This is a genomic window from Prevotella multiformis, assembly GCF_018127985.1.
GTDB lineage: Bacteria > Bacteroidota > Bacteroidia > Bacteroidales > Bacteroidaceae > Prevotella > Prevotella multiformis.
Genome location: NZ_CP072357.1, coordinates 509,066 through 530,024, shown reverse-complemented (window position 1 = coordinate 530,024; position 20,959 = coordinate 509,066). Strand labels below are relative to the sequence as shown.

The following is a 20,959-nucleotide window of genomic DNA, read 5'->3' as shown; positions in this document are numbered from 1 at the left end:
CACCTTTTCATTGAAATCAATCAGCAAAAACACAAGATAAATACAATTTAACACAAAACGCTTTGACATTACATCCGTTTCCACTATCTTTGCCCACGAAAGATATTTGATAATACATGATTCGGAAGACACCTGTACGTACAGAGTGCCACGAGATAGAAAGGACAACATATTGACAACATTTATACCTAATTAAAAACAAAGAGTTATGAAAAAAGTATTGGTAGTAGCCGCATTGATGTTTTCATCAGTCGCTACATTCGCACAGCACGCAGTAGGTTCTATCAACCTCCAGCCGAAGGTCGGTGTGAGCATCGCCAACCTTACTGACAACAACAGTTCTGACGCACGTGTAGGTCTCGTCGCTGGTGTCGAAGGGGAATACCAGGCAAGCGACATCTTCTCTGTCAGTGCAGGATTGCTCTATTCTATGCAGGGGGCTAAGTTTGACGCTTTTGGTGCTAAGTCCACAGAAAAGCTGGACTACATCAATGTACCTATCATGGCAAACGTCTATGTTGTCAAAGGTCTCGCCGTGAAACTGGGTGTACAGCCGGGCTTCAAGGTTAATGACAAGCTTGATCTCAGGATGCCTGTTTTAGGAGGAGCTTTAGTCGATCTGAAGGCTAAGTCGGTGGATTTCTCTATCCCTGTAGGCATTTCTTACGAGTACAATAACTTCCAGGTAGATGCCCGTTACAACTGGGGACTGACAAAGGTGCTCGACGTAGACAAACTTGACCAGAAGAACAGCGTATTCCAAATTACTTTGGGTTACAAATTCGACCTGTAATTCATTCCCATTTGGGTTTCACTATCGGGGAGGGGACTTTATTGTCTCCTCCTTTTTTATTGTGGGTAGGTCAAATGCCGATAGATGAGAGCAGATGAGGAGAGCAGCCCTTTTACCTCAGCAGGTGCATCTGCGTCTTTTCCGTGAAACAGTTCCCCCCTTCTGTAGGAACTTGTAGGGAGTGTGGGAGCAGCCTTACGGAAAGCAAGCCATGAACTATGCATGGAAATACGCTTTTATTTCGTACCTTTGCAGTTCCGTTATCATTTATACAGAAACAAAAAGGTATGTCTTATCAATTTTCAAAATACGAAACACACTATCGTAATCTCACTTATTTAGGCGTTCCCATCATCATCGGACAGTTGGGAAACCTCATTCTGAACTTTGCCGACACACTTATGATCGGGCATCACAGTACGGAAGAACTGGCGGCAGCGGCGTTTGTCAACAATATGTTCACGCTGGTCATTATCTTTGCCATCGGCTTCACCTATGCTGTCACGGCCCTTGTCGGAACGCTCTACGGACAGGAGAAGACCCATCGCATCGGCGAACTGATGAAGAGTGCTGTGGCAGCCAACACCTGTATGGCGGTATTCCTGTCAGTCATCATGACCGTCCTCTACCTGAACGTCCACCGGCTGGGACAGCCGGAGGAGCTGCTCCCGCTCATACGCCCTTACTTCCTCATCCAGCTTGTCTCCCTGCCGTTTGTCTGCTGGTTCAATACTTTCCGGCAGTTTACGGACGGAATTACCGATACGAAAGTAGCCATGTGGATACTTGTCAGCGGCAACGTGATGAACATCTTCGGCAACTGGATACTCATCTACGGCCATTTAGGCATACCGGAGATGGGATTGATCGGTGCCGGTCTGTCCACGATGATTTCACGGATTGTGATGGCAATCGTGATGGCCGGTGTCTTCTTCTTCGGCAGGAAATACAGGGAATACCGGGAAGGATGGCGACTGGGGCACACGAACCGCACGGATTTCAGGCAGATAACTGTCCTCGGTCTTCCTCTGGCACTGCAGATGGGGATGGAGGCGGCTGCCTTCAGCCTGTCGAGTCTGATGGTGGGATGGTTCGGTACGACATCCCTGGCGGCACATCAGGTCATGCTTACCATCTCACAGCTGGGCTATATGATTTATTACGGGCTGGCAGCTGCCGTGGCGGTACGGATCAGCAATTTCATGGGGCAACGGGATTATACGGCTGTAAGACGCACGGCGACTGCCGGAATCCATCTGGTCTTCCTGCTTGCACTGTCTACATCCGTTCCGGTTTTCCTTTGCCGTCACATTATCGGCGGTCTGTTCACTGATAATGCCGATGTCATTTCAATGGTCTCCATGACGATTGTTCCATTTATGATCTATCAGTTCGGAGACGGTATGCAGTGCAACTATGCGAATGCCCTGCGCGGCATTGCTGTTGTGCGTCCGCTGACATGGATTGCCTTCATCGCTTTTTTTGTCGTGTCATTGCCTCTGGGCTATTTTTTCGGAGTCGTAATGGACTACCGGCTGCTGGGTGTCTGGTACGCCTTTCCCTTCGGGCTGACGACGGCAGGAATACTCTATTACGTTTATTACCAGAAAGGATTAAAGCGAATCGAAAGTTCAACGGAGAAACGATAGGTACGCCCCAACCGGAAAGACGGTAATGAAAGTGTGTCACATATCCCATATGGACTTTTGACACAGCCTTATTACCGTCTTTCTGCAATTCGTCAGCATGCTCCTTTTGCGGTGCGGACTTTACTCCTTGTAATGTATGGCTTCCATAAACCTCTTGATGACTTCGGGCCTGCCCGTATGCTTCCCCTTGTCCTCTGAAATCTTGCAGGTGTCGTTGTAGAAGGGCCACGACTCCGTGATTTTCACGGCAACCAGCTTGATGACGATGTTCATCGGCTTCACATGGGGGAAGTCGTTGGTGAAATGCGTACCGATGCCGAACGACGGCTTTACACGTCCCTCGGCATAATGCTGTATCTCGATAGCCCTGTCTGTGTCCAGTGCGTTCGAGAACAGTACCTGCTTGTCACGGGAATCAATGCCGAAGGACTTGTATTTGGCGATGATTTTCTCCAGCTGCTCGAAATTGTCTCCCGAGTCAATGCGGAGTCCTTTGAACTGATTGGCGAAGTCTTCCGAGAAGTTATAGGAGAAGATGTCCCAGCCGAAAGAGTCGTAGAGGTAAGTCCCGAGTGCGCCCCGATAGGTCTTCCGCCATGCCTCCATCGCCATGTAATTGGCCATCTGAGGGCCGAACATGCCGCCGATGGCGCAGATGAACTCGTGAGCCATCGTGCCGACAGGCATCAGATCGTACTTCATGGCAAGGTGGATATTGCTCGTTCCGACAAATCTGCCTTTCCATTGGCGGCTGTCGTAGCAGTCCTTCATGGCACGGACGGCTGTATCCTCGGCTACCAGACTCGCCCGACGGCGTGTGCCGAAGTCGGAGAAGACGCAGCCAGCTTCAAGCAGCCTCTCGGTCTTGTGGTAGGTCTTGTCATAAAGTTTTTGGTAATCAAATCCCTGTGCCTGCTCGTTAAACATATAGAACAGCTCTGAGATTATCGCCAGCACCTTCACTTCAAGCAGAATCGTGTCAGCCCACAATCCCTCGAACTCGACATGAAGATGCCCCTGGTCATTCTGCCACACCTTCACCCAGTCACGTGAAAAGCGGAAGCCGCGGAGGTAAGTCAAGAACCATTCAGGCAGATAATAACACTTCTGGCGAAGAAAACTTATCTCCTCATTGGTAATGACTACCGACTCCAGCAACTCTATCTGGTGTTCCACTTCACGGGCGAATCCATCAGGATAGACCATGTCATCACGGTCTACAAACTGGTAACGCACGTGCGCACGTGGATAATTGTCAATGACGGCACAGCACATGGTCAGCTTGTAGAGGTCGTCGTCTGTGAAATGGTTAATGATCTGTCTCATTCTGTTATTCTTGATTTCTGCTGCCAAAAGTATAAAAAAGATATGGAAAGACAAAGTGATTTGTAAGAAATATGATTCTGGAGGAAGATAAGCGAACCCTGTGTGACAAGCCCGGCAGGCAAGGCGGCAAGAAAAGGGACTTTGTCCTGCCGGCAGACAACAAGCAGAGGGAGCGTCAATCTGCATCGATGCTCCCTCGGCTAATAGGATATGTTCGGTCTGTAAAGACCGCCGTCAGCGTGCAGCAGTCTTCTTTCCCCAATATTGCTTAATTGGCGAATCTCACGTTCTGTGCGCTGTAGCCCACCTGGATATTCCCCTGGATGAGCTTGCCTGCCGGCGAATAGTAGAACACTTCGCTCGGTGCCTTGTAACTCGGGTTGTCAATGACATAAATCTGACCTTTGCTGTCTACGTTCACCTGCTGCGGACTCTTCAGTCCCGTCATGGCGATGTCGGCCTCCGCACCGGTCTTCAGATCATAGAAGAAGAACCGCTTAGCCGTATCATAGTACGTTGCGTATAAGCATACGAGTGCTTTCTTCGGTGCATCATAGGCAATGGCACTTGCCTTGCAGACGCTGGTAACCTTGTCGGTTGTTGCATCAATCTTCTGCACGAGGGCATTCTCGCTATGGTAATTGGAAACAAAATAAATGTCATTGCCCACAGCAATACTCTGGTTGTAAGGGTTCAGCACTACTGCTATCTCCTTGACTTTCTTGAACGAACCGAGGTCGACAACGGAAATGGATTTACCCTTGTTGTCAAAGTTGTGGTCAGACATATTCGCATAGAGCTTTCCGTTTGCAACAGAGATCGCTTCCGGATATGGACCGACTTCAACAGAATCGATGATCGGCTTCTGCAGATCATTGGGATTCATCTTGTAGATTTTCCCGCTGTATGCCGAGAAGTAAACATACTTTCCGTCTGTAGCCAGATAGCGTGGCTCTACCTTCGGCATGAGGATTTTCTTTTCAAGCCGTCCTAAACGGTTCAGGATTTCTATCTTTGAAGAAGTCGTCCCGGTTATGACCACCTTGTCGCCGACGACGATCAGGTCCTGTGCATCGCCCACCTCTTCCCCGTTCTGTGCAGTATAAGCATCGTAATAACGGAAGGGTGATGTAGGGCGTGCCGTAGCATTATAGAAGAGGATGCCGACAGTGCCGTCGTTGGCTTTGAAATTGCCGGCGCAGGCAACGTAAGTTGTAGGATTGGCGACTTCCGGCTGTTGCCTGCCGTCATCAAAGTCATTGTCATCGCTGCAGGCGGTGAACGTAAGCGCAGCCATCAGGATGATGCCCAGCGCAAGAAGATTCTTTTTCATTGTTCTTGTTGTTTTAAATATAATTGATTTTAATGCTTCTGCTTTCACATCTTACTTTTCTCCATTTTCCTCCTCGCATCTTTTTCTTTTTCCTTCCCCTTTTTCCTTTTTACCTTTTTACTTTTCCACGGCCTTTCCAGCTTATAGAGAGCCGCCAGTTCGTACCGGGCATGGGGTAGAACCTTACTATCTCATAGTTTTTGTTTCCAAGATTGCGCAAGTCGAATCGTATGCGCAGCTGCTGACGGAAGACACGAAGTTCCTTGGACAGTGTAATGCAGTGGTCGGCAAAGCCTGCCATTCGGTTCTGCGGAATGGCATAGCCCAATGAGTAACGCTCTCCCATCCACAAGACATTGTAACCAAGGTCGGCCCATGATGTGTGCAGCAGTATGCCCGCAGCCCCTGAATGGCGTGGAGTATAGGCGATCTGGTCACCATAGTAGACATCGGCAGGGTCGGTTCTGTCAGTTGCCTTCAGGAAGCTGTAACTGCCGGTCACTGCAAGCGACGTTTTTCCGCCCCATCGTCTCTCTATATTCATAGACAGGTCGAGGCCTGTCTGATGCACCTTTCCCGCATTCATCATCTGCCAGTAGAACATCTTAGGGACTGCGATAATCTTGTCGGTGACGTTGCCCAGATAGCCGTCGGCTGTCAGCGAGAGCTGCAATGTCTGCCGGAAAGTCTGGCAATAGGTTGCCCCAAGATTCCACTGACGTGATGTTTCGGGTTCAAGACACCGGTTGCCTACGCCTGTATAATAAAGTTCGTTCAGCGTGGGCGTACGGAAAATATCCTTATAGCCCAAGCGGAAACGCAGATGTCGCAGACAATGCCATTGCAGGCTGAAGGCCGGTGAAAGGCGATGGAATCCGCCGGAAGCCCGGCCCAGTTTGACTTTTTCTGTGATATTCGTGGCAAGAACCGAAGCGTTGAAAACAAACCGCCCTGTGTGGCAGTTGGCCGCCAAGGCTGTCCACAGAGAATTCCGTGTAGGATCAGAAGCCTGCGGAAGTGTCATCGTCAGGTGGTTGTAGGCATAATCCTGTGCCAGCGACAGATGAAGTTCCCGAAGCGGTTCGCACCATAAGGTAGCTGTCAGATATGCTTCCTGCTGCCGGTAGGTATCCTCTTTGTATCCGCCGGCAGGGTCGTCAGAGTAGCGTGTCCACGCATAATTCCACTTGGCTGCCGTCTTGAACCTGATGCGCGGTTTCAACCGGTTCTCATAAAAGACCTGTGTAAATACGTTCTTGTCCGTCAGACGTTCTGCAGAGTGGGGATTGTCGTAAATGACAGCCCCCGGCAGCCCCCGGTGTGAGGTGAATCCGTAAGCCTTCCACTTGAGAATCTGACGGCTGTCTGTCTGCCAAGCCATATTCAGTTCACCATGCCAGGTCTCTATATCGCTGTTGCTGCGGCGTTCCCGGATGGTCTTGTTACCGTTCTTCAGCTTAAAGTCATAGACACCGTCTGCTCTTTCATGGTTTCCATACACACCGATTCGAAGACGGGAATACTGCTGATGGAAGAGAAGGGCAGGGGAGAGGAGGCCATAGCTTCCCGTCCGGACGGTGGCAGAAAGGCGTCCTGCGGTGTCGGAATCCTCCAGTGTACGGATGTTGATAAGTCCGGCGGAAGCGTATGCCTTGGCGCTCTGATAGATGTCATCGGCCTGACCGACCTGAAGACTGACGAGCGATACATTGTCAAGCGTGAACCGGGAGAGGTCCACCTGTCCGCTCTGACAGTCGCCTACCTGCACATCATCATAGACCACTCCTGTGTGTCCTGCCCCCAGTCCGCGGATGTTCACGGTCTTCATACCGCCCACACCGCCGTAGTCTTTCACCTGCACGCCGGCAAACCGCTTCAGGGCATCCCCCATATCACGGATGCCGAGCCGTTCCATGTCGGTGTGTGAAAGGGTCTGGACAGGTGAACTTGCCCACACGTTCCCGGCTATGCGGAACCCGCTGACCACGACTTCCTGAATCGTATGGACGGAGTCTGTATTGGCAGTCTGTGCCATCGTACCGAACGGGCACAATAACAGTATGCAAGAAGCCAGTCGCCTCATGTCTTTTCTTCAAGGATTCTATGCAGTGCCCTTCCTCGAGGGATGCAACGACTTGCAATGGCAGGTCTTCTGACTTGTTATCCAAGATGGGCAAACGCCTTCCCGGTCTGATGATGCCAGTGGCTTCTGTTTGCCCGAGCAAGATGACTTACAGCTGCGGGACAGTAGCGGATTCGCACCGCTTTCCCTTTTTAATCATGGGAGTAATGAACCTATTGCGATTGCAAACTTACATAAAAATATCGGATTTCATGCCTGTTCTGTTAAAAAAGTCCATCCGGACCTCCTCTGCCGAATATGAAAGCCTTATTATGCCCGGCTACTCTCAAGGCTTCAAACCGATGCCCCGGTAGGGAAAACAAAAGAGGGTGTGCAGGAAATCCTGCACACCCTCTTTTGTTTTGTATCTTTCAGATACTGCAATGATATTGCCCTTAGTAAGCGAAGAGCGGATAATCCTTCATCGTCTCATTCACCTTCTCACGTACGCGTTTGATGACCTGCTCGTTCTCCGGGTCTGCCAGCACCTCGTCGATGAGGTCGGCACAGAGCAGCATCATGTCTTCCTTGCAGCCGCGGGTCGTCATGGCTGCTGTTCCAAGACGCAGACCGCTTGTCTGGAAAGCAGAACGCTCGTCGTACGGAACTTTGTTCTTGTTGGCCGTGATGTCGGCTGCAACAAGAGCTGTCTCAGCCACCTTACCTGTAAGATCAGGATATTTCTGGCGCAGGTCGAGCAGCATGGAATGGTTGTCCGTACCACCGCTGACAATGCTGAATCCCTTGTCAATAAGCGCCTGGGCCAGAACTGAAGCATTCTTCTTCACCTGCAGGGCATATTCCTTCCAGCTCGGCAGCAGGTTCTCACCGAAACCGACTGCCTTGGCGGCGATGACGTGCTCCAGCGGGCCGCCCTGGTTTCCGGGGAAGACAGCAGAATTGAGGAGCATGGACATGGGTTTCACGACACCTTTCTTTGTCGTCAGCCCCCATGGATTCTCGAAGTCTTTACCCATGAGAATCACGCCGCCACGAGGACCGCGGAGTGTCTTGTGGGTGGTTGTGGTAACGATATGGGCATATTTCACGGGATTGTCAAGCAGGCCTGCCGCGATGAGTCCTGCAGGGTGAGCCATGTCGACCATCAGCAGTGCGCCCACCTCGTCTGCAATCTGGCGCATACGCTTATAGTCCCATTCACGGCTGTAAGCAGATCCGCCGCCGATGATGAGCTTGGGTTTGTGTTCGCGTGCGAGCCGTTCCATCTCGTCATAGTCGACGCGTCCGGTCTCACGGTTGAGCGTATAGCCGATGTGGTGATAAAGGATACCTGACGTATTCACCTCGCTGCCATGAGAAAGATGTCCGCCCTGGTCAAGGTCAAGACCCATGAAGGTGTCTCCGGGCTTCAGAACGGCAAGCAGTACCGCCTGGTTGGCCTGTGCGCCGGAATGGGGCTGCACGTTGGCAAATTCTGCACCGAAGAGCTGCTTTATACGCTCAATGGCAATTGTCTCTACTTGGTCTACCACCTGGCAGCCACCGTAGTAGCGCTTGCCGGGATAGCCTTCGGCATACTTGTTCGTCAGGTAGGATCCCATGGCCTGCATGACTTCGTCACTGACGAAATTCTCCGATGCAATCAGCTCCATCCCCTTGAGCTGGCGTTTGTGTTCCAACTCGATAAGGTCAAAAATTTCCTGGTCTCTTCTCATGTGTATTTGAAATGTTTATGGGAGGATGTATTAGCCTATGTCCTCCGTGGTTAGTGATAACGCTGCAAATATACGAATTAATGTTCTAACTTGCAAGCGTATCAAAAAAAATAATGTAACTTTGCATACCGACAGATTTTCCACCGGCTTCCCGAAAGGATCTGCAGGATTGGGAAATGTTTACATGTCAATTTTCTGACAGCAAATAAAAGAACGGAATAGTATGAAATTGAAAGAGTTGTTCCAGGCTTATGATTTTGACGAGATCTATCCGCAGATAGGTCTTATGTTTCCCAAGGGGCGCCGTCTGCGCGCACAGTTCCGCCATGCCTACGACCTGCTGCTGGACATCCCGCCAGTGATGTCCAAGAAACAGATCCGGTATCAGCTGATGGAGGATCCTGGTACCAACGAAATGTTCTTCGGGGCTGATGACCGTGATTTCAACGGACCGTGGAACGTGCTTCTCGGAAAAGAAGTCAAGAAAGACCCGAAAGTGGATCTGTCAAGCGAGGAGCTTGTCGCCAACTGCCTGCTTAACACCGTGCTGATGGGACGCCATCCGCAGACATTCGATAAGGACTATCACGACATAATAGGGTAGACCGTCCGGCATCGGTTCTGCCACAGAGATTCTCCTGACAGCGGGCTTCACCGAACGAACTGCCGGCCGTTGAGTCTGCAGAACAGCAGGAGAATGAGCAAAAAACAAACTTTTCAAGCCGTCAACTAAGTTTGAAAACAAGATGATAGGTTGTCAACTAAATGCAAATTTATAACTTGGCAACTTTCAAACTTTCTTCTTCCAAGTGTGACAGGTCTAATAGCTTGTTCCATGAGATTGTTGTCTATGTTGAAGTGCCCGCCTGAAACGACTTATCGTTAACAACTGTTAAAACGGATTCTTAACTCATCCAACCGGGCTTGAAAATAAGACGGAAGGTAGTCAATCAGAAATATTAAACTACACAACCAACAGCATTAAACTGCAATGGGAATGTGATTCCCAAGCCTTGGGAACGGCAGTCCCGACCGCTGGGAACAGGATTCCCGACCGGTCGGGAATCCTGTTCCCAGCGATTCAAACGAAAGGATGTGATGGTGAACCGTGGAAGTTGTCGCCCGTTTCAGCATAAATTCACATTGTCATCTCAATATCATAGCTTTCTCCGACTATCTTTTTTTATAGTCCTTATGCGCTGTCTCTAATTTTTCTCTTTCATTAGCATAGTCCGCTGTATTCTGACAAGAAAGATGTCGGCTCAATGCGCCTAAAAGGAATCCCGTCTGCCAAACATCAGATTGAATACGTGTCTGAGATGCTATTCTGAAAAAATGTTGGACAAACAGGCTTGCAACGATACAGAAGTCTTTGAAAGGAAAGATCCCAGCTTCTTTCAATATTACTCCACACTTTTTAAATAATGGGAGTTATGATAAATAAGCGTTTTGTCATGCAGCACTGCTGCCAGGATTCCTTCCAAAGAATCAATCTGCTGTCTGTCTTCGATTTTCATGGTCCGCCCATGTAGTGTGTATGAGAATTTATCGGGAAAGAAAAAAGGGATCCGTGGCATCACTGCTAAGATCCCTTCAAACAAATTAGAGAGTTATAAAAAATCAGGTTTTTCCTTTATTCTTAGAGCAGCATGGAAAGGTCGCCCCTATCCGTTACTGCTGCTCAATGATCTTCATACCTTCTTCCACTGCCTGCATATTCAGCGGAATAAGATTATGATGCCGTTCAGGAAGACTCTTGAACAGAGCCTTCTTCAGGCCATCGGTACTGACCACCGGACATACTTTCAGCAGCCCGCCCAGCACTATCATGTTGAAGACCTTGGCATTCTTCATCTCTGCGGCCTTGTCCATCGCATCGACCCGATAGACGGAAATGTCCTTGCGGGTCGGAGGATTGAAGACACCGTAGCCGTCGTAAATGAGAATCCCGCCCGGTTTCACTTTGGGTTCAAACTTATCCAGCGAAGGCTGGTTCAGAACGATCGCCACATCATACTTGCTGAGGATCGGGGAAGAGATGCGCTCGTCGCTTACGATGACCGTCACGTTGGCTGTACCGCCACGCTGCTCGGGACCGTAAGCCGGCATCCAGGTTATCTCCTTATCTTCCATCAGACCGGAGTAAGCCAGAATCTTGCCCATTGAGAGCACACCCTGACCGCCAAAGCCGCTAATAATTATCTCTTTTTTCATTTTACACTTTTTTAATATGTAGGAGATTGCTGATGTTCACGAGGAAAACACCCTGACAGGACGCCCGTTCTCATGAATCAACGGACAGACAGCGGGCTGCCCTCCCGACGGATTTCTCCTGTTACTTGTCAGCGATACATTGCCATGGGCTCATCAAAGCCCTGTTGTATCTTTCAGGTCTCCTTTTTCGTATTCCGGGAACATATTCTCACGCATCCACTCATTCGCCTTTACCGGCGTGAGCTTCCAGCCGCTGTTACACGTTGACACGATCTCTACCAGGGAGCTTCCCTTTCCTTGCATGCTTGCTTCGAACGCCTTGCGGATAGCCCGTTTCGCCTTGTTGATGGAAGCCACGGAGTCGACGCTCTGACGAGTTACAAAACAAGTACCCTTCAGATGGCTTGCCAGTTCGGTAATGTTCAGATTGTAGCCATGCAGCTCCGGATCACGCCCATAAGGACAGGTTGCGGTCTTCTGACCGATAAGAGTGGTCGGAGCCATCTGCCCGCCCGTCATGCCGTAGATGGCATTGTTGATGAAGATGATCGGGATATTCTCGCCGCGGTTCAGTGCATGGATGGTCTCGGCCGTACCGATGCAGGCAAGGTCACCGTCGCCCTGATAAGTGAAGACGAGGCGGTCCGGCCACAGCCGCTTGATGCCTGTCGCCACAGCCGGAGCACGCCCATGGGGAGCTTCCTGCCAGTCAATGTCAAGATAACGATAGGCGAAGACAGCACAGCCGACAGGGCAGACCCCGACGGCCTTGTCGCTCATTCCCATCTCTTCGATCACTTCTGCAACCAACTTATGAACCACACCATGCGAACAGCCGGGACAATAGTGCATTGTCGTATCGTTCATCAAGGCGGGTTTCTTATACACCAGATTCTCCGGTGAAATAATATTATTTGCCATAATACAGTCCTCCCCTCCTTACTTTACTAACGTTTCCTTGAGTGCTGCGACGATCTCTTCCGGGTCGGGAACAATACCGCCCAGACGGCCGAAATGCTCCACCGGCAAGGCTCCGTTGACGGCAAGACGGACATCCTGTACCATCTGCCCGGCATTGATTTCACTTACCAGCACACCCTTTTTCCCCTTGCAGAGTTCCGCAAGCTGTCTGCTCGGGAAAGGCCAGAGCGTGACAGGACGGAACAGGCCGGCCTTCAAACCGTCCTCCCGGGCCAGTTCGACAGCCTTCTCGCCGATGCGTGCGGCACTGCCGAAACTGACGATGATGTAATCGGCATCATCACACTGCTGTGTCTCGAAACGTACTTCATTCTCACGTATCTGACGATACTTTTCCTGTAAGTGGAGGTTTCTCTGCTCCATCACCTCCGGTTTCAGTTCCAGGGATGTGATGATGTTCGGCTTGCGGTCCGGTGTGCGCCCGATCGAAGCCCATGGACACTCTTTACGGATTTCCTCCTCCGTACGGCGAGGTTTTATCGGCGGAAGGACAACCTTCTCCATCATCTGTCCGATGACTCCATCAGACAGAATCATAGCAGGATTGCGGTATTTGAAAGCCAGCTGGAACGCCAGATCGACAAAATCGGCCATCTCCTGAACGGAACTCGGAGCCAATACAATCACATTGTAATCGCCATTGCCGCCGCCTCGCGTCGCCTGAAAATAATCGCTCTGGCTCGGCTGGATAGTACCCAGACCGGGGCCGCCGCGCTGCACATTGACAAACACGCCCGGAAGTTCCGCGCCAGCCATATAACTGATACCTTCCTGCATCAAGGCAACGCCCGGCGACGACGAACTCGTCAGCACACGCTTGCCGGCTCCCGCACCGCCATAAATCATGTTGATAGAGGCCACCTCGCTTTCGGCCTGGAGAACGACCATGCCGGTCGTCTCCCATGGTTTCAGCGCGGCCAGTGTCTCGATTATCTCACTCTGAGGGGTAATAGGATAACCGAAGTAACCGTCCGTGCCACAGCGGATAGCGGCATGGGCGATCGCCTCGTTCCCCTTCATCAATTTTACTTCTTGTTCTGCCATAAATCATTCCTCCACTTTCTTGCGATAAACCGTAATACAGCCGTCGGGGCAGACCATTGCACAGGCTGCACAGCCTATGCAGGACTCCGGTACGGCAGACTCGACATACGGGTATCCGTGGACGTTCACCTTTTTCTGAGCCAAGGCAATCACATCTTTCGGGCACGCAACGATGCACAATTCGCATCCCTTGCAGCGGTCAGTGTTTACTACGATGGCACCTTTCATCTTGCTCATAGTTTTTGTATTTTAAGGATTATATGCATCCTTGTTATAGAAGTTGAGAATACTCTCCAGCATCTCTTTCGCAACGACAGCCGGAGACTCAGGGTCCAGCTCGATAGCCTCCATATAGTTTGCCAAGGCATTCTGCCAGTCTCCTTTCTTCCGGCATTCGTTCCCCAGCTGGAAATATTCTTCTGCTGTCATCTATTGATAATATTCTTTCTTGCCCGCAGCAAGCGTATTCTTCATCAGCGAGCAGATCGTCATCGGCCCCACTCCGCCCGGTACCGGAGTAATGAAGGAACAGCGAGGAGCGACCTCGTCGAACTTCACATCTCCGTTCAGCCGGAATCCGCTCTTGCGCGAAGAGTCCGGCACACGGGTCGTACCGACATCTATGACGACAGCCCCCGGCTTTACCATGTCGGCCGTTACAAAGTCCGGTCTGCCGATTGCCGCGATGATGATGTCGGCCTCACGGCATTCCTTCTTCAGATCCCTCGAATGGGAATGGCAGACCGTCACAGTGGCATCGCCGTACTGTTTCTGCATCATCAGCTGTGCCATAGGCTTGCCGACGATGTTGCTTCTTCCCAGCACGACGCACTTCTTCCCGGACGTTTCAATCTTATAATGCTGCAGCAAGGTCAGGATGCCCAGCGGTGTAGCGGATATGAAACATGGAAGCCCGATGGACATCCGTCCGACATTGATGGGATGGAATCCATCCACATCCTTGCGATAGTCGACCGCCATGATGATCTTCTGCTCATCGATATGTTTCGGCAGCGGCAGCTGGACGATAAAGCCGTCTACATCCGCATCTCTGTTCAGCTTCTCCACACAGGCCAGAAGCTCCTCTTCGGTAACATCAGCCTCGAAACGGATCAGCGTGGATTTGAAGCCACATTGTTCACAGGCAATCACCTTATTCTTCACATAGGTTTCACTTCCCCCGTCGTGTCCCACCAATATGGCGGCCAGATGAGGCTGCTTTCCACCTGCGGCTACAATAGCCTTCACTTCCTCGGCAATCTCCTGCTTGATGGCAGTGGCGGTTGCCTTTCCGTCGATTAACTGATATTCCATAGTAAAGTATTAATTGATAAATAAAAGTCTGTTACAGCTTGGGCATCTTCGGCATGCCGGGCATGCCTTTCATGCCCTTCATCCGTCCCATCATGCCGGCCATCTTCGATCCGGTGACCATCTTCATCATCTTGCGGGTCTGGTCGAACTGTTTGATCAGGCGGTTAACTTCCTGCAGATTCGTACCCGACCCCTTGGCGATACGCTGCCGGCGGGAATTGTTCAGCACCTCCGGGTGCGATCGCTCCTTCGGCGTCATGCTCTGGATGATGGCCTCAATGCCCTTGAAGGCATTGTCGTCGATGTCTACGTCGCGGATGGCCTTGCCCACTCCGGGAATCATCGAGGCCAGGTCCTTGAGATTGCCCATCTTCTTGATCTGCTGGATCTGGTTGTAGAAATCATTGAAGTCAAACTGGTTCTTCTGGATCTTCTTCTGCAGGCGTTTCGCCTCTTCTTCATCAAACTGTTCCTGCGCACGCTCGACAAGGGAAACGACATCACCCATGCCCAGAATGCGGTCGGCCATACGCCCCGGATGGAACACGTCGACCGCCTCCATCTTTTCGCCTGTACCGATGAATTTGATAGGCTTCGTCACGACGGTGCGGATCGACAGGGCTGCTCCGCCACGTGTGTCACCGTCGAGCTTTGTAAGGACTACACCGTTGAAATCCAGCCGGTCATTAAAATCCTTGGCTGTATTTACCGCATCCTGCCCCGTCATGGAGTCGACGACGAACAGTGTCTCGTCAGGATTCACATGGTTCTTGAGACTTTCTATCTCGTCCATCATCTCCTCGTCCACCGCCAGGCGACCGGCGGTATCGATGATCACCACGTCATTTCCCCGTGCCTTTGCCTCGGCGATGGCATGATCGGCTATCTCGTTCACATTCTTGTTCCCGGGTTCGCTGTACACAGGTGCACCGACCTGTCCGCCGACAACCTTCAACTGCTCGACGGCGGCAGGACGGTAAACGTCACAGGCGACCAGCAGAGGATTCTTATGCTCCTTCGTCTTCAGCATGTTCGCCAGCTTCCCGGAGAATGTAGTCTTACCGGAACCCTGCAGACCACTCATCAGAATGACCGCCGGACGTCCGGAAAGGTTCAATCCTACGGCCTCGCCGCCCATCAGCTCCGCCAGTTCGTCATGTACGATCTTCACCATGAGCTGACCGGGCTTGACGGCTGTCAATACGTTCATGCCCAATGCCTTCTGCTTGACGGTGTCAGTAAAGGATTTGGCGACTTTATAGTTGACATCGGCATCGAGCAGGGCTCTGCGCACGTCTTTCAGGGTTTCCGCTACATTTATTTCTGTTATCTTTCCTTCTCCTTTAAGAATCTTAAAAGAGCGTTCAAGACGGTCGCTTAAATTTTCAAACATTGCTTTTAAAAAGAGTACTTATTTTGTTCTATCATACAAAGATAGTAAAAAGGGAAATAAAATGACAAGTATGCCGCCCCTATTTTAAAGTATTTTAAAACACTTACCTTATAATCATGCGCACATAAATAGGCTTTGTGCAAGAATAGAAGAAAAACAACGGTGAAGGCAGCTGGTTGTGGCCGTCAGCAACCGTCTGTAATGATTGCCGACAGCCATAGCCAGCTGCCTCCATCTTATGCTGCTTGCTTCAGGGAATCCCCGCCGGCGCACTGCTTAGGGAGGCTCCGGCTTTCCCCGGCCCGTCCATGCGGGAGTCCTGTGCAGATTTTCCCGATGCCCTTTCTTCCTGCTGATGCCTCAGAAGGAAAACGGCAGGCCTATACCTGTGCGTTGTCCGGGTCTATCTCATCGGCATCCACCCCGTCTTTTCCGCGCTTGACATGGCCTTCGAACGTGACAAAATAAAAACCCTTCCGGGGCGTCCATTCCATGCAGAACAGTTCCGAAACCCCCTTGAACCCGTTCCGCTTGATGGCGCGCAGTACCCATGCCTGCGACTTCCCGGCCTGGGCGAGGCTGCTCTCTACAATCTGACCGTTGTTCACCAGCAGGACAGAATAGGAGGTCTCTCCCGGGGAAAGTACCGTGACGGCACCGTTTGCTTCAAAAAGAACATCCTCGACATCAAACATCGAGAAGATCCCCTTCTGCCTCAGCATCAGTCTGAACTGCTCCATTTCAAGGCTGTTCCGCTTGAAATTCTTGAAATTGATGATACCGTCTTTCACCAGGAAGACGCTTTCTCCTTTTATAAGATGGCGCAACATGGACGAGCGCATGGCAAAGCGGACGAGCATATTGAAGCCTGTCCAGACGGCAAGGGCAAAGATAAGATGCCATATCGTCATGTCCGGATTATAAAGCACACCGCCGACCAATGCGCCGATGACGAATGCACTTACCGTATCAAGCGGTGTCAGCTGTCCCATCTGGGCCTTGCCCGTGATTCTCAGAAAGGTCAGAATACCAATCATACCCGTGATGAGTTTCACGGCAATCGCCACGTATGGCTGTATCAGTTCGATCATTTTCCTTTGTTTTTTAGATACCTAATTGAGTTGTCTGAATATATATGGCCGCAAAATTATGCTTTTCTCCTAAAACGTGCAAACAATATAACAAAAAAACCGCTCCGCTTCCACCTTCGGGAAATCAAAACTGCAACGCAGAGGTAACAAAAGACCATCGCCCCCCACCCTGCCTTCAGCGCTCATGCGTTGCATTGACCCAAGAGACTGATGTACATGACTGCCGGTGTGCCGGGCGGGTATTTCCTGCTTGCCGGCGGAAGTTTTACCACAACCGGGCATACCAGCAGCCCCCTGCCATGCGGCATGCCTTCGAGGAGGCTGATGTGCAAGGGAGGAGGCTGTCTTTCCCGAATGTCCACCCATTCGGTCTTGTCCGGTTGACGGAGATATTGCAGCCGATGAATGTGAAACAACTTTACAAAACATCCTTCCGGGGCACTGATTTTACAGCTGGAAAACGCATACTTGAATCCTGCCGACATCTCCCTGTTTTGCAACCAAGCACCGTCTGACTTCCAAGTAACGCCCGATTGGACTTCAAGTAACGACCGATTGGAGCCCGGGTAACGCCTGTTTGCAACGCAAGAAAGCACCTCTTCAGATCCGCATGACAATCCGCTGTCAATAAGGGATTTACAGAGTCGGCCGATTTATCCCTTCCTTTGCTTTCCATCCTGCGTTGTCAGACAGCCCGGGGAGAAGGAAGCGAGAGAGACAACAGCGGATGAGGCGAAGAAAATACCTTACAGAATAACCATTGCCTTCTATGTCTGTCCCCATACCAATATTGCCCTCAAGGACGGACGGGACAGGCGGGGCGACTTTTCCCCGTTTGGATAAGCGGCAAGGTCAGGAGGACATGGGTATCCGACGGATCGGACTGTTCTCATGTCAGAATATAGAAAAAGGGGAGAGTTTTTTGCCAGTTCAGGAAATAATGTTTATCTTCGCACCCTCAAAAACCGGCTGGGGGGAAGTAAAGAGATACGGATGCTTTTCTTTTTCGCTCCCCGACTTTCAAAAACAAAAAGAAAATGGAGTATTATATCAGTGCTGACAATGAAAAAAGAGGTCCTTACAGCCTCCGGGAATTGGCCGGGCGAAAGCTGCAGGCAACGACCTTGGTGATGCCGGCTGACGGAACACAGTGGATTCCGGCCTGGCAGATAAAGGAGCTCCGCACGCTTTTAGAGGAAAGCGAACACTCTGACAGAAAACCAGATGTGGAAGGAGTCCCCTTTGCAGAAGCCTCCCCCGTCACCCCCTCCGCCGGGACGGCACCTGCCGGGCGGCCTTCAAAGAAGAGCCATGCGGGCTGCCTGGCGGGAGGCCTCGTCGTGCTTGCCGCTGTTTTCTTCGTGCTGGTTCTTACCTGTCCCAAGCCGGAGCAGCACCGGGAAGTGCTCGCAGATGTGATAACGGCAACGGTGACGGATGCAGCCAACGACACCGCCAACACCACCGGCAATGAAGTCATCGACAATGCCTTCCGCACCATCAGCAATGTGTTTGCCGGCAAAGTGATCAGGTCGGCCATTGACGACCTCGTGACCGTCGACAATTATGTCGTCTGCTCTCTGGGAAAAGTCCACTATAACGGCAAGGACTACATCGTTTCCTTAGGTCTTCTGGGCCATATCTTCACGGTCGACGAAGACGATCTCCGGAAAGCCGCAGAGCAGTATTACAAGAAATCGGAGATAAACGTGAAAGAACAGCTCAAGCAGAAAGCTCAGAAAATAATACAGGAAAACGTGGTCGATCCTGCCGCGACAGCCATTAAAGGGATACTGGGAGGAGCGCTGGACGGACTGCTGGATGACATCGGTTTAGGCACGAGGCATCCGAAAGACGACAGAGGCAGACAGCCGTCGACAGACAGCCTCTGATGCCCCTGCCCTGTCCGTCAGCATGGGCAGGAGGGCTGAACCTGTTCCAGCAGAAAACTCTCGTCTCCCGTATCCGCAGAGAGATTTCGACTATACAACCGAAAAAATTGTGGATAAATCTTTGTTGATCCACGATAAATACGTATATTTGCAACATAATTTTAAATAGACTTTAAATATGAAAAGATTATTATTGATGGGGATAATGACATTGTCAGTCCTTACCGGCTTTTCCCAGAACACCGCAATAGTCAACAACCTGAAAGAGCAGCAGAAAGTGCTCGATCTGACGGCAAAGCTGAACAAACTCCAGCTCGATTACGAGAAGGAAAAGGCCAATTACAATGCCATCAGCGAAAAGGCCGCCAGTGTCAATGCCGATGCCAACAGCGCCACAACCAATTTCACGGCATCAGACCCTTCAAGCACTGTAAAGCAGGCCAAAGACACCGTCAAGAAACTGAAGGAGACAAAGGCCGTCAACAAGAAGCTGGCGAAGAGTCAGAAGAACATGACCAAGATGGAGCAGAAAATGGCCAAGCTCCAGTCTAAGATTGACGAACTGAACAAGAAAGTCCAGATCATCGACAAGTAAGACTTTCAGGGAACGGTTCTGAAAACACCTTTAAGGGCAGACGCTGAAAGCTGCCTTTGAAGGTCGTCTGCCTTTTAGACTGGCAGCTTCTGCTTTCTTCTTCAAAAGTACGGCAAGGCCCATGCGAGCGAAAGAGAAAGCAGAAGATTGCTGTATAAAAGGGAAAAGACCCGAAGGTCTGGACGGCTTCATCGTATCCGGTCTGCCGACATGGGGTCAGGGGTTGCCTGCAAGGGAACCCCGTCCGCATATATGATAAGGTGCATCAAATTTGACCGTATCTGACAGGCGGCGGGAAAAGCCCCCCGCCGGTCCACTATATAGGGGTGGTTCTTGAAAAATCCGGTGATGGTTTCAGGACTATTAGGCGGACAGATTCTGTCTTCCTTTCTGAAGAGCATGACAGCTGTACGCTTTGAAAGAGAAAGCCGGAGGTGGCGCATGAAGGTAAAAGAGCCACAAGAATCCGGCAGATGTTCAACTGTATCAATACGCCGACGGGGATTTTCAGAACAGGCTTATCTTGAATTATCAGACAGGCGGACGTATCCTTCACCATCAGGACCGACGGTCTGACTGCTTTTTCCACAGCACGGTTTCAGGATAGACGGGTGTGCCTGTCCTTATATTTCAATGAACTTCATATTCTCTAAGAAAACAAAAACCAATGACAAAAAAAACACTCTTCTCTTTATTATCCGCACTCTTGTTTCATCTCCCCTCCTATTCGCAAATGTTGTTTTCGGAGAATCTGACGATGGATATAGACAGCACGAAGACCATACAGGGGTCTCTGCAGCCGGTACTCTACTTCAAGACCGAAAAGGAAAACGTACTAACACTCAAGAATACCGCCAATCTCAACCTGCTGATCAGGCACAAGCGTGTCATCAACCTGATCAACAAACTGGAGTTCTCGACCTATGGCAAGAAGGCGACCGTCAGCGGCGGTTACGTACATGTCGAATACCGCTATCTGTTAAGCCGTGCCTTTGAAATCTATCCTTACGCAGAATCACAGTGGGCTGAGAGCCGGGGGATGGAGTATAAGATCTCTACCGGACTACAGTCGCGCTATCGGATGGTGAACAAAGAGAAGTTCCTCATGTTTGCCGCAGCGGGACTGTTCTACGAGTTTGAGAAATGGGATGATCCCTCTCCGAATCCTTCCCGGCTGCACGCTTACAGCCGCAGCATCAAGAGCCACCTGTCAGTCAGCTGCAAGCATCATATCGGAGACCATTGGGAACTGACGACCACGGTCATCCATCAGGCAAAGCCAGACAGTTACTTCAAAGCAGCACGCTTTGGCGGGGCCGTCGACCTGAAATACAATATTACACCCAAGATTGGAATCAACGGCGCCTACCGCTTGATCTACGACACGGACCCTATCGTACCGATCAGGAAAACCTACACCACGGTAGAGGCCGGACTTAACATTTCGTTTTAGGAAGTCGTAGCATTGTCATCGTACATGTGACGGTGAAGCGGCCGCCGTCGGGCTGTTTACAGCGATGGGGGGCCGCCTGCTGT

Annotated in this window: 18 protein-coding genes, 1 pseudogene and 1 riboswitch; of the genes and pseudogenes, 6 read left to right on the top strand and 13 right to left on the bottom strand. The window is 50.8% G+C overall.

The window, feature by feature from the left end; translation table 11 throughout:
• The first annotated feature begins 208 nt into the window (after positions 1 to 208).
• Both J4864_RS02060 and J4864_RS02055 read left to right on the top strand, forming a co-directional pair.
• Positions 209 to 793, top strand: coding sequence for a porin family protein (locus tag J4864_RS02060; RefSeq protein ID WP_211814415.1), 585 nt, complete (start codon positions 209 to 211; stop codon positions 791 to 793).
• Positions 794 to 1,080: 287 nt separating this feature from the next.
• Complete coding sequence (locus J4864_RS02055) at positions 1,081 to 2,442, top strand: MATE family efflux transporter (protein ID WP_211814414.1); 1,362 nt, start codon at positions 1,081 to 1,083, stop codon at positions 2,440 to 2,442.
• Between the two features lie 120 nt (positions 2,443 to 2,562).
• On the opposite strand, the gene pncB is transcribed toward J4864_RS02055, so the two are convergent.
• The 4 genes from pncB to glyA all read right to left on the bottom strand — a co-directional run bounded on the left by pncB (position 2,563) and on the right by glyA (position 8,899).
• Positions 2,563 to 3,768, bottom strand: coding sequence for a nicotinate phosphoribosyltransferase (gene pncB, locus J4864_RS02050; RefSeq protein ID WP_211814413.1), 1,206 nt, complete (start codon positions 3,766 to 3,768; stop codon positions 2,563 to 2,565).
• A 268-nt stretch (positions 3,769 to 4,036) separates the two neighbouring features.
• Complete coding sequence (locus J4864_RS02045) at positions 4,037 to 5,101, bottom strand: YncE family protein (protein WP_211814412.1); 1,065 nt, start codon at positions 5,099 to 5,101, stop codon at positions 4,037 to 4,039.
• A gap of 109 nt (positions 5,102 to 5,210) precedes the next feature.
• Positions 5,211 to 7,184 (bottom strand): TonB-dependent receptor plug domain-containing protein, encoded by a 1,974-nt coding sequence (locus tag J4864_RS02040; RefSeq protein ID WP_211814411.1) that lies wholly within the window; start codon positions 7,182 to 7,184, stop codon positions 5,211 to 5,213.
• A 42-nt stretch (positions 7,185 to 7,226) separates the two neighbouring features.
• Positions 7,227 to 7,416, bottom strand: a riboswitch (cobalamin riboswitch).
• Between the two features lie 202 nt (positions 7,417 to 7,618).
• Positions 7,619 to 8,899: a serine hydroxymethyltransferase gene (gene glyA, locus J4864_RS02035; RefSeq protein WP_007368521.1), complete on the bottom strand. Its 1,281-nt coding sequence runs from the start codon at positions 8,897 to 8,899 to the stop codon at positions 7,619 to 7,621.
• A gap of 223 nt (positions 8,900 to 9,122) precedes the next feature.
• Between glyA and J4864_RS02030 the strand changes: the two genes are divergently transcribed.
• Positions 9,123 to 9,503: a hypothetical protein gene (locus tag J4864_RS02030; protein WP_211814410.1), complete on the top strand. Its 381-nt coding sequence runs from the start codon at positions 9,123 to 9,125 to the stop codon at positions 9,501 to 9,503.
• A gap of 125 nt (positions 9,504 to 9,628) precedes the next feature.
• On the opposite strand, the pseudogene J4864_RS11765 reads toward J4864_RS02030, so the two are convergent.
• From J4864_RS11765 to J4864_RS01985, 9 genes and pseudogenes are all read right to left on the bottom strand, one after another.
• Positions 9,629 to 9,754: pseudogene (locus J4864_RS11765) on the bottom strand (hypothetical protein); the annotation flags it as partial.
• 816 nt (positions 9,755 to 10,570) lie between these two features.
• Positions 10,571 to 11,113: a 2-oxoacid:ferredoxin oxidoreductase subunit gamma family protein gene (locus J4864_RS02020; protein WP_007368512.1), complete on the bottom strand. Its 543-nt coding sequence runs from the start codon at positions 11,111 to 11,113 to the stop codon at positions 10,571 to 10,573.
• A gap of 153 nt (positions 11,114 to 11,266) precedes the next feature.
• On the bottom strand, positions 11,267 to 12,034 hold the full coding sequence (locus J4864_RS02015) for a thiamine pyrophosphate-dependent enzyme (RefSeq protein WP_007368511.1): 768 nt from the start codon (positions 12,032 to 12,034) through the stop codon (positions 11,267 to 11,269).
• Positions 12,035 to 12,052: 18 nt separating this feature from the next.
• Complete coding sequence (locus J4864_RS02010; protein ID WP_211814409.1) at positions 12,053 to 13,138, bottom strand: 3-methyl-2-oxobutanoate dehydrogenase subunit VorB; 1,086 nt, start codon at positions 13,136 to 13,138, stop codon at positions 12,053 to 12,055.
• A gap of 3 nt (positions 13,139 to 13,141) precedes the next feature.
• Complete coding sequence (locus tag J4864_RS02005) at positions 13,142 to 13,375, bottom strand: 4Fe-4S binding protein (RefSeq protein ID WP_007368509.1); 234 nt, start codon at positions 13,373 to 13,375, stop codon at positions 13,142 to 13,144.
• A 12-nt stretch (positions 13,376 to 13,387) separates the two neighbouring features.
• Positions 13,388 to 13,567 carry a tetratricopeptide repeat protein gene (locus J4864_RS02000; RefSeq protein ID WP_211814408.1) on the bottom strand — a complete coding sequence of 60 codons (180 nt, stop codon included), beginning with the start codon at positions 13,565 to 13,567 and terminating at the stop codon, positions 13,388 to 13,390.
• Positions 13,568 to 14,452, bottom strand: a complete 885-nt coding sequence (folD, locus tag J4864_RS01995; protein ID WP_007368507.1) for a bifunctional methylenetetrahydrofolate dehydrogenase/methenyltetrahydrofolate cyclohydrolase FolD — start codon at positions 14,450 to 14,452, stop codon at positions 13,568 to 13,570. It lies immediately after the preceding gene.
• Positions 14,453 to 14,483: 31 nt separating this feature from the next.
• A complete protein-coding gene (gene ffh, locus J4864_RS01990; protein ID WP_211814407.1) occupies positions 14,484 to 15,845 on the bottom strand; it encodes a signal recognition particle protein in 1,362 nt (453 codons plus the stop codon).
• A 380-nt stretch (positions 15,846 to 16,225) separates the two neighbouring features.
• Complete coding sequence (locus J4864_RS01985; RefSeq protein WP_211814406.1) at positions 16,226 to 16,936, bottom strand: DUF421 domain-containing protein; 711 nt, start codon at positions 16,934 to 16,936, stop codon at positions 16,226 to 16,228.
• 1,037 nt (positions 16,937 to 17,973) lie between these two features.
• Between J4864_RS01985 and J4864_RS01980 the strand changes: the two genes are divergently transcribed.
• The 3 genes from J4864_RS01980 to J4864_RS01970 all read left to right on the top strand — a co-directional run bounded on the left by J4864_RS01980 (position 17,974) and on the right by J4864_RS01970 (position 20,876).
• On the top strand, positions 17,974 to 18,828 hold the full coding sequence (locus J4864_RS01980; protein WP_211814405.1) for a GYF domain-containing protein: 855 nt from the start codon (positions 17,974 to 17,976) through the stop codon (positions 18,826 to 18,828).
• Between the two features lie 178 nt (positions 18,829 to 19,006).
• On the top strand, positions 19,007 to 19,423 hold the full coding sequence (locus tag J4864_RS01975) for a hypothetical protein (RefSeq protein ID WP_211814404.1): 417 nt from the start codon (positions 19,007 to 19,009) through the stop codon (positions 19,421 to 19,423).
• 667 nt (positions 19,424 to 20,090) lie between these two features.
• The gene (locus J4864_RS01970) at positions 20,091 to 20,876 is read left to right on the top strand and encodes a DUF481 domain-containing protein (RefSeq protein WP_211814403.1); all 786 of its coding nucleotides are present in this window, start codon (positions 20,091 to 20,093) and stop codon (positions 20,874 to 20,876) included.
• The last annotated feature ends 83 nt before the right edge of the window (positions 20,877 to 20,959 follow it).